The organism is Chloroflexota bacterium (assembly GCA_018829775.1).
In the GTDB taxonomy this organism is placed as follows: Bacteria; Chloroflexota; Dehalococcoidia; order Dehalococcoidales; family RBG-16-60-22; genus E44-bin89.
The window spans coordinates 1-9,574 of the sequence record JAHJTL010000066.1 but is presented as its reverse complement, the minus strand read 5'-3'; the positions used below and the strand labels follow the sequence as shown (position 1 = coordinate 9,574).

12 protein-coding genes are annotated in these 9,574 nt (G+C 48.7%); 3 read left to right on the top strand and 9 right to left on the bottom strand.

What is annotated here, in order from left to right; all coding sequences use genetic code 11:
* From KKD83_06420 to KKD83_06410, 3 genes are all read left to right on the top strand, one after another.
* The coding region (locus KKD83_06420) for a hydrogenase iron-sulfur subunit (protein MBU2535782.1) at positions 1–169 on the top strand (169 nt) is incomplete at its 5' end.
* 49 nt (positions 170–218) lie between these two features.
* A complete protein-coding gene (locus tag KKD83_06415) occupies positions 219–1,181 on the top strand; it encodes an oxidoreductase (GenBank protein ID MBU2535781.1) in 963 nt (320 codons plus the stop codon).
* Between the two features lie 24 nt (positions 1,182–1,205).
* Entirely contained in the window at positions 1,206–2,669 is a 1,464-nt protein-coding gene (locus KKD83_06410) for a Ni/Fe hydrogenase subunit alpha (GenBank protein ID MBU2535780.1), read from the top strand.
* Between the two features lie 473 nt (positions 2,670–3,142).
* Here the strand turns inward: KKD83_06410 and KKD83_06405 are convergent, their stop codons facing one another.
* The 9 genes from KKD83_06405 to KKD83_06365 all read right to left on the bottom strand — a co-directional run bounded on the left by KKD83_06405 (position 3,143) and on the right by KKD83_06365 (position 8,997).
* On the bottom strand, positions 3,143–4,009 hold the full coding sequence (locus KKD83_06405) for an MBL fold metallo-hydrolase (GenBank protein ID MBU2535779.1): 867 nt from the start codon (positions 4,007–4,009) through the stop codon (positions 3,143–3,145).
* Positions 4,002–4,649: a hypothetical protein gene (locus tag KKD83_06400; GenBank protein MBU2535778.1), complete on the bottom strand. Its 648-nt coding sequence runs from the start codon at positions 4,647–4,649 to the stop codon at positions 4,002–4,004. Before KKD83_06400 ends, KKD83_06405 begins: the two co-directional genes overlap by 8 nt.
* 368 nt (positions 4,650–5,017) lie before the next feature.
* Positions 5,018–5,323, bottom strand: a complete 306-nt coding sequence (locus KKD83_06395) for a hypothetical protein (protein MBU2535777.1) — start codon at positions 5,321–5,323, stop codon at positions 5,018–5,020.
* A 536-nt stretch (positions 5,324–5,859) separates the two neighbouring features.
* A complete protein-coding gene (locus KKD83_06390) occupies positions 5,860–6,729 on the bottom strand; it encodes a ThiF family adenylyltransferase (GenBank protein ID MBU2535776.1) in 870 nt (289 codons plus the stop codon).
* Positions 6,719–7,249, bottom strand: a complete 531-nt coding sequence (locus KKD83_06385; protein ID MBU2535775.1) for a hypothetical protein — start codon at positions 7,247–7,249, stop codon at positions 6,719–6,721. Before KKD83_06385 ends, KKD83_06390 begins: the two co-directional genes overlap by 11 nt.
* Positions 7,249–7,644 (bottom strand): hypothetical protein, encoded by a 396-nt coding sequence (locus KKD83_06380; protein ID MBU2535774.1) that lies wholly within the window; start codon positions 7,642–7,644, stop codon positions 7,249–7,251. The genes KKD83_06385 and KKD83_06380 overlap by 1 nt, the downstream gene beginning before the upstream one ends.
* Positions 7,617–7,892, bottom strand: coding sequence for a multiubiquitin domain-containing protein (locus KKD83_06375; GenBank protein MBU2535773.1), 276 nt, complete (start codon positions 7,890–7,892; stop codon positions 7,617–7,619). Before KKD83_06375 ends, KKD83_06380 begins: the two co-directional genes overlap by 28 nt.
* An 83-nt stretch (positions 7,893–7,975) precedes the next feature.
* Positions 7,976–8,701: a hypothetical protein gene (locus KKD83_06370; protein ID MBU2535772.1), complete on the bottom strand. Its 726-nt coding sequence runs from the start codon at positions 8,699–8,701 to the stop codon at positions 7,976–7,978.
* Positions 8,698–8,997, bottom strand: coding sequence for a helix-turn-helix transcriptional regulator (locus KKD83_06365; GenBank protein ID MBU2535771.1), 300 nt, complete (start codon positions 8,995–8,997; stop codon positions 8,698–8,700). The genes KKD83_06370 and KKD83_06365 overlap by 4 nt, the downstream gene beginning before the upstream one ends.
* Positions 8,998–9,574: the final 577 nt, after the last annotated feature.

The following is a 9,574-nucleotide window of genomic DNA, read 5'->3' as shown; positions in this document are numbered from 1 at the left end:
GACAAAAAAGCGGGTTCAACTCCTTCGTAAGGTGCTTGATAGCTATGGAATCGAGCCGGAAAGGGTCAGGATGGAGCTCTCGCTTGACCCTGACGGGAAGAGGATTCCAGAGCTGGTGAAAAGCATGGGTGAAACGGTCAAAGTGCTGGGTCCGGTAAGGCAAATATAGCCTCAATGGGGTAAATCAACCATGAAATTTGTAAAGAGAGGGGAAAAAGATGGTCTCTAAACCTAAAGTAGCCATATGCTGGCTTGGGGGCTGTGGCGGCTGCGATGAAGCTGTCGTTGACCTCAATGAAGCGATTCTGCAGGTAACTGCGGTGGTTGATCTTATATTCTGGCCGGTGGCCCTGGACTATAAGTACCATCACCTTGAAGCCATGAAAGACGGCGAGATAACGTTGAGCATCATCAATGGCAACATCAGGAATTCGGAGCAGGAAGAAGTAGCCAGGCTGCTCAGAGAGAAGTCGCAGCTGGTTCTGGCCTTTGGTGCCTGTGCCTGCTTCGGTGGCACGCCGGGGATGGCCAATTTCAGAACCAAAGAAGACATTTTCAACTGGGTTTACCGTGATGCCCCAACCGTGGTGAATCCGAAGGGTAACTATCCTCAGCCCACGTCGCAGGTAGATGGAAAAGAATTAACGCTGCCCGAATTCTACGAGCAGGTGTTCGCGCTGAAGCAAATCATCGATGTTGATTACTACCTCCCGGGGTGTCCCCCTCCCCCCGACCTCATCGCCAATGCAGTGAACGCGGTGCTTGAGGGAAAGCTACCGCCAAAGGGTGCTACACTGGCGCCACATAAGGCACTGTGTGATACCTGCAAACGAAATGTTACCAAACCATCGAAGATAGAGATAAACGATATCAAGCGAATTCATGAAGTTGAAGCCAGCCCTGATACCTGCTTTCTGGTTCAAGGCATACTCTGCATGGGTATAGCAACTCGCGGTGGCTGCGGAGAGAGCTGTATCAATATCAATATGCCCTGCCGGGGTTGTTTCGGTCCGGTGGAGGGGGTGGAGGACTCGGGAGCCAAGTTCATCTCTGCCCTGGCCGCATTGCTTGACGTCGAAGATGACGAGGAAATGAAGAGGCTCATCGACAAGCTGGATGACCTCGCTGGCTATATCTATCGGTTCACCCTGCCGGTATCCCTGCTGAGAAAGAGACGTTAACAGGAGCAATAAGGAGACGTTGCGATGGCGAAGAAAATAACCATTAATCCGATAACCAGACTCGAGGGCCACGGGAAAATCGAGATCTTCCTTGATGACAAGGGAAACGTGGAAGATGCGTACTGGCAGGTGGTGGAACTGAGAGGATTCGAGAGGTTCTGCTTGGGCAGACCGGTTGAGGAAATGCCGCGAATAACGCCCAATATCTGTGGTGTATGCCCGACCCCTCACAACATGGCCTCGACCAAAGCAGTTGACGCTGTCTATGGAGTGGAACCAACGACAGCAGCGAAATTAGTCCGGCAACTACATTACAATGCTTTTTACGTGGAAGACCACTATATTCACTTTTTCTTCCTTGCCGCGCCTGATTTTGTGGTCGGCGCCGACGCCGACCCGGCGGTGAGGAACGTCCTCGGCCTTATCGATAAAGTTGGACTTGAAATCGGGGGCAAGGTAATCGAGGTAAGGAAAAGATGCCGGGATATCATCCGACTCATCGCCAGTAAGCCGCCGCACCCGGAAGGGGGGCTGCCGGGAGGTGTCCCCAGGGGGATTACGGAGGAGGAGAGAGTCTGGATAAAAGAAACGGCTGATTATACTGTTGACTTCGCTCAGTTTGCCCTGAAACTCTTTAAGGATGTGGTAGTGGCCAACAAGCAAAATCTCGACCTAGTCCTCAACGATGCCTACAAGTTGAATACCTACTATATGGGGCTGGTCGACAGCGATAACAAGGTCAACTTCTATGAAGGGAAATTGCGTGTCGTCGACCCCAAAGGCAAAGAGTACGCGCTTTTTGACCCCAGTGAGTATATCGACCATATTGGTGAGTGGGTTGAGCCGTGGACCTATGTCCGATTAACCCATTTGAAGCAAATTGGCTGGAACGGCCTAAACGATAGTGACGGCACATCACTGTATCGTGTTGGCCCTCTGGCAAGACTGAATGCCGCTGAAGGCATGGCTACGCCACTGGCACAGAAGGAGTACGAGGCGATGTTTGATGCGCTTGGCGGCAGGCCAAGCCACCATACCCTGGCTTTCCACTGGGCAAGGTTGATTGAAGCGCTCCAGGCCGCCGAGGACATGCAGAGAATCGCCAATGAACCGCTGCTGACCAGCAAAGATATACGCAATATGAATCTGAAGCTCAAACAGAAAGGAGTTGGCTGCGTTGAGGCCGCGCGAGGCACGCTGATTCACCATTATGAAACCGATGAGCGCGGGCTGCTGACCAAGGCGAACCTGATCGTGGCTACTCAGCACAATGCCGCCCCTATTTGCCTGTCCGTGAAGAAGGCAGCCGAGGGCTTTGTCAGTGGTCCCGAGGTAAAGGAAGGGCTGCTCAACATGGTGGAGATGGCCTTCCGCGCCTATGACCCCTGCCTCGCCTGCGCGACGCATGCCCTTCCCGGTGAGCTGCCTATCAGAATAAACATAAGGGATAAGGACGGTGAAATAATCAGGACGCTGAGCAGGTTCTGATTCAATATCGCCGGTTACGATAACCAATCAACAACCGCGATAGCTTCTATCTCGATAAGAAGTTCAGGGTGTATCAGCTTTGAGACTTCGACACCAGTACTGGCGGGCATGGGAGGGCTGAAGTAGCGGGCCCGTTTATGGAAGTGATACGGCTTAAACCGGGGTATGATCCCGACGAAACGTGGGAGCTATGGCGCACAGAACATGCGACTAACTACAAGAATCTGGCTTGTCCGGAACTGAAGCAGTGACCTGCCGCCCAAAAACTGGTCCAGTTTTAATAAAGATTTGGGGAGTAAATAATAGGAGTGAGATTGTAAAATTGCACATTACGTCAGATTGTGCAGCCTAAGGAACCATTTTGCCGACAACTCTAACTTAAAAGATGATATCCTTTATGGGGGCAGGCCAAATTTAGTAAGTGTGACAAATCTGTGTCGTGTCTTATTTTGCTGAATTGAGTGTCATTTGTACTAGTCTACTGTGACGCTGATAAATGGTTTTCCATCAGTGTTTTTACCTAAATCAACCTCTATCACGCCGTCATTCCGTGTTGTGACACATTTTCTCTGAGCGTCTCCCCCACCTCTTCGGTGTACGGTCCATCCTTTAGTCACTGCGGCGTAACGGTCAGTTGCACTTGTATCTGAGAAACGTCCATCCGAAATCACTGTAAGCCTGGGCTTGAAATATTCGAACAAGTCGACACAGAAGCCGGAGTCTCTTCCGTGATGGGGCGCTATTAAAATATCGGTATTGGAAATCGCTGACCTAAAGGATGAAATACCTATCAATTCCTTCCAAGATGCTGGTTCATTATCGCCAGGAATGATGATTTTTGACTCAGCATAGGATATTACCATCACCATGCTGTGGTTATTCAGATTGCTTCTAGCACAGTCGCTGGAAGTGAAGGTCTGTATTTCCACGCCACCGTTATTTCCTGATTCTAAAGGACTTGAACCTGGTGTCAACGGATTTGAGTACCTGTCATTTATATCAAGGTATTTTTGTATCATCCTTCTGGCCTCGGCATTAGCATTTTGGTTCGCAGACCAAATATCTGAAGCGCTCAAGTGTTTCGGGCGACTTAATACGCTTGGTGACAGAAGGTCGAAATTAAAAATATCAGCAATATGATCCGTGTGTGGATGCGTTATCATCACATAATCTAGTTGCTTCACGCCCCATTTATGTCTCAAGTGTAAAAGGGGGCTAAATGATACATCTCGACCTTTATAGGAACCTATTCCCAAGTCCACTACGAAGTGTTTTCCATTGGGTGTTTTGATGTAGGAGGAGCTTCCATGTTGTACGTCCCAAATAATACACTTAAGCATTTTCTTCTCCTTTCACTACAGGCATTCTTGTCTTAGTCGGAAGCTCGGCAATGTTGGCAAACAACTCTCTGGCATAACGTATTGCAAAGCGATGCATACGAGCAACAGACAGTATCAAGGTAACTCCCAAGATGCCATAAACAAAAACAAGGTTATAGTGACTCTGCCATGCGAACACCATGAGCAGCAGTTCTGTCGTTACGAGCCCCCGAAACATTCCGTAATTGCCGTTAAAAATGTGCAACCGTGTTGCCCTATTAGCAGCGTAGATCGTGGATCGAACTTGTCCAATTATATGGTGCCACTCTTTTGTTTCCCCAGTTTTGTATAACTCGCCAAAATACGACTCAATTATCTTCTTCCAATCTTCTGATTCAACATATTCCGGCCTGGTGATTGGCCAGTCGGTTGGCATGCCCCTCCACACCTTCCAGTAGATATTTTCAAACCAGTTACCTAGGGCTTGAAGTAGATGACCAGTAACGTATGCAAGCACGAGATATGCGACAGCATTTCCAACGCCGGTCGGGAGAAGGAATTCCTTAGCAGCTCCGACATCTACGAGATAGCCAGTGGCTACAAGCAGTATTGCTCCTGGAACAATAACGCCCACAAATTCATAGAAATCAACGGACCTCATAAATTCCCTCCATTACGGTGCTCTTCTCTCATCTTACAATTCCAAACAACCGTGTTGCTAGATGGGATTCTCAGCTTATATATTGGTCGCATGTCATCGACTGGATTTTACCCTTTTTCCTTGTATATTACACCTCGGGTCTAATGCCTTTATCAAATCCCGCTCCAAGCTCAGCCGCTCTTTACCGCTAATGACTGGAATCTGTAGTACACGCTTGGTCTTACCTATACAGTTTGCATGCTCTTTCCTGACCCGTGAGACCCGAGTCTCCATGCAGCTCGATTGACCGATACGAACCCCTCTTTCGCCAATAACGAGATAGACGCCGGGAGTGCACTTCTGCTTATCCATATCGTCCTCCATATTAACTAGTCATCATCGGCCAAAACAAGATCAAAGCTAGCGTTTTTCTTCTGCGCTGCACTCCTCCGGAATGTGGAAGCCTGTTCCCTGTGACTATTGACTGTGCTGGGAGTCTCTACCTCAATGAGCTTGTTGCGCCCTAATTTCGTTGCTTGGATGTCAGGAATCCTGCCTTTCTTGCCGATAGGGTCAGGTTGTTTTCTGTTTGGCAAGTCGGCTTTCACCTGCCAGCCATCCTGTTTGAGTTGACCAGCTAGTTTCTTTACCACCTGGTCATGGCCACCATTCATGTGCTTCGGTATTCTAGCCATTCTGTTCTCCTTTCGACTCTGCGTCTATTTTGATTATTAATTCCATCTTCTATACACCTTCCGGGGTTTCTGACTCATGAGCTTGGTCCAGGACTTAGGGAGGGTTTTAAATCTCTCATAAACGAAGGCAACTATGATCCCCAAGACTGCCAATTGAATCAAGCCTCCCGAGATATCGCCACTGGCTATGCTTTTCAAAACTTGCCATAGCACCGGGAGGAGAGCAAATAAGATTGAACCTCGAAAATAGTCCCAGACTTTTCCCAATAATGCTTCTATTTTCCCCACGGATCGAAATCCTGTCTGTTTCATGACCCAGCCCAATAGACTCACACTGATCAGTAGCGATAGCCAAGCCCCTGGGCCCCAAATTAATATTACAATCTGGCCTACTGTAATTGGTACAAGCCAGGACGTTATTCTGCGACGCCACTTCAGGGGTATATTATGCCAATAACTCGCCAAGTTACCAGTGAGCGCTCGAAATACGCTCGTATATCTCTCAAATAGATGGACTAACGACATTCTGTCAGAGTTCATAGGCTGATTCCTGACCTCAAGTATCTCTGCACGTCAGCGGCGTCCCCTTTTCCCCGAAGCCCCACACAGTAGTAACAATCTGGCTCTGGGTCATCGGTCTTCACACTCACTCCGCCAGTGTGAGCACGATACGTGATTAGTCTCTTTGGTATGGTCCGAACGCCAGTCACAAGTAGCATGAATTCTGTGACAGCGAGAGATGCAATAACTCCATTGATAGAAACCACAGACGGCCCTGCTTCGCCAAGAAGTTCGCGAGGGACACCGTAAATAGTATCCCGATCCTGCCTGACTTTAGGATTCATCAGGTCGGTCTGCGCCTCTGCAACGTCTAACTCCCTGTAGCAGACAATACAACCACGGCCATCCCAGGCAACACATAATCGCCCGCCATACTGTGGAGGATTGCCCGAAAATATCTCGGAGGCGAGGTCAAAATAGGGTTTGGAGTATGCCGAACACAGCTCATTCAGAATCAGTCTTGCTCCCTCCCGGTCGAGACAGCCAAAGATATAATCTGAAGCAATTACGGCTTTGAAGGCTCTTTGACTTAGGAGGGAATCGGGAATCCTGACTACTCTGGTTTCCGGATTCATTTTCTTCACAATCCGGCTGCCTATATCGACCTTAAGCGTCCCTGGAACCGGATCATCATAGGAAACTCCGATGTATCTGTTAAAATTGGTACGGTCCAAATCTTGCGGGTCTATTAGAACAAGTTGACCTACACCAAGAAGGGCAAGCTGCTGAACAACGTGTGTTCCGAGCCCGCCGATTCCTACGACAGCGACTTTGGCGGCACCCAGGCGCTCCTGCCCTTCTTTGCCAAAGAATCTTATGTTTCGGTCATACCTTTCATTGTCCATATGCGTTATACCTGAGCGGAGAAAGTTTAGTCGGTACAAAAATATTCTCGCCCACAACGATTCCGTCCAGTCTTTGAGGAGTGTCTGGTCCGACTAGCCAGGCCAGACCGTCAAAACTTTTGCGTGCAACGACTACCGCAAAGTAGGGTTTCCCTTGAAGTCTCCACCAAACGTGAGGCACGAATTCAGCGAAACCAATCAGGTCGCTGTGCGAGAATGCTGCTGGGAATGAGCCGCTGTGAGAGTGCATTTCAACAAGAGACGCGCCGAGGTCGTGGGCACGCTTGATGACTCTTGCGCGTGATTCATCTGTTAGCTCAAAATTGTAGCGAGAACGCACCAGAAAGCCATGCGGTGGAATAAGGTCCCAATCCACAAATTCAAAGCTGTTGCCGTCTTTTCCAGACGTTGGACGAACGTACATGAAGCCCGCTTCTTCATTTCGTAAGCGGGAAGGCAAAAGGTGTGCCAACACGACGCGATATATTTTCAGTGGGATGTGGATCATAACTCGATTCATCACAATCCTTCCCTGAACCGGTCGGCAAAGCCGACTACCCAATTGAGCAGATTAGACCCCTTCCTGATATCAGTAGTGGGTCGCCACTGACCATCACCTGGTGCCCATGAGAAAACTCCCCACGCGCCTGCAAAAGGTGGTAGGCTTCCAGCAGGCTCTGTATAGTTGTTCGGCCTCGCTCCGTTGAACTGTAGACCAGCCGGGACGTAAATTCCATAGGGTGGAGTGCCCGGATAGCTGCTGGGAATTTGAAAGGCCACTTCAGTAGACGAATTGTTCCAGCCCTCAGGCAATGAATATGAAGGAATGCGAACCCATTGACCATCTTCTCGATATTCAGCCTCGGGGATCTTCCAACGGATAAGTGCTAGTTCTTCCTCAATGCGTTCTTGCAAACTAAACAGCCTCTCTTAAATCTCACTTTCTTAGAAAATCCCATCCCAGGCTTAAGTTCAACGATCTCTCCAGGATTAAGCGTACGCTCTGTGTTGTCTTTCTTATCGATTAAGATTACGCCCAGAGAAACGTCCCATCCTCCCAGGGCGGCAATCTCTTCCGTGGTTATGGTGTCTTTGTCCCACGGTTTCTCTTCCCCCTCAATATCGAGGTAGAACTTGGGTCCCTTTGCTTTAGTATCACTCATAATTTCCTCCTTGTTCCCTGACTACGCTGTTGTGCGTGTCAGTTATTGTAAGCTTACTTTGTTAACATTATAACAAAAAAAATTTACAGTGTCAACTGTTGTTCGCTAGACAGCGGGAACATCCCATCCAAACGTATCCTACCCACAATTGGATTTACATCAAACACATCAACCAGAATTCGCACTGCTTCTTCACGACGCGTAGACTCAAGAACCTTAGTTCCTAACATTCCCCGTTCCATAAGGACAGACCTTAAAGCCTCATGAACTAAGGTCTGTGGCAGCAATAAAGCACCTATTACTCGGTTTGCATGATATTCCCACCAGCGTCCGTCATATCCAGTGGTTCCCTCGCTCTCTCGAACGCCTTGTACACCGCCTGTCCGGCAGAGGAGTTTCATCTGTTTTCGGTCTACACTATCTCCGAAAAGCGATAGAGCTTTAGTCTGTTTTCCAAGTGCGAACAGATAAGCATGAAGGAGTCCATGCCCAGCCTCATGCGCAAGTGTTGTATTGATACGACGCTCTGCAGGCTTGCTCCCCTCTTCGGCAAGGAGTCTGGAGACTGAAATTGCCTCCACACCTTTGAGTCCGAACTTGGTGAATCCGAGCAAACCTTCTGGCAGGTCCTCGTAGACAGGTGTAATTCCAAAGCGCTTTTCCACGAAACGCTCAATACGTATCGGTTGGGGTGAGGATGGGAAAAGGTCTACCTTGCGCAGTTCGTCGGCACAGGTCGTCTCAATTTCTTGGTCTTTGTAGTATGGCCTCTCCTTAAACGGACCAGCCTGCGTCTTAAAAGTCTTCATTCCTTTTCCTTGTCCTTATTCTGTTCCCCGATAAAATCTAACAATTCCTGAGGTGTGATTTTCTTGTCAATTAGTTGACGAAAAGCAAAGCCAAACTGAGGGTCTGAGATAGTCATCCGCCGAAGGTCGCGCATGGTTGGACGTGTGTCATATTGTTTAAGTTCATCAAGTGGGGTTTCCAGAGCCCTTGCGATTGCACTCAAGTACTTGTCCGACGGATTTCGACGACCAAGTTCGATATCGAATAAGAATGCCGCAGATACACCCACTTTTTTGGCCAATTCCCGCAATGACATGTCCTTCTTTTCTCGTAATTGACGGATTCTCTCGCCTAACGTCAATCTTGTATTCACAATGTTAGCTTATCTTGTTTACACGCGTTTGTCAAGCCGTTACTGGATTAATATCTATAGTAAACGCCCTCCTAAAGGCTACGATTTTGCAGCAACAATCCATCTTTTAATTACTTTTGGAGATTGATTCACTTCACCCGCTGCTGATAAGTCCCGACCATCTATTCTATTCAGTCTATACTAACTATTCAATCAACCAATCTATCTATACGTTCGAACAAGAACAATGCAGCCCCGGAATACAGGTTATTTTTACCTTGCACAATATTGCCCTTCAGGGTGACCCGGGGCAGGTAAAAAATGAAGGGAAATAGAGCCTATATGGTCACCCCCCTCCCCCCTTGATACGTAGGGGTAATCCGGCGGAGTGCAAAGCTGGCGGTGCAAAGGTGAGATGCCTGCCGATATCGCCGTAGACTCAATTAGCGACCATCAGGTCGGTGAGCTGAACCGCCTGAAAGCATGGCTGTATCGGCAGCGTATGAAAGCCAGGACGGAGAAGGACAGTGCGGAGCGAAGG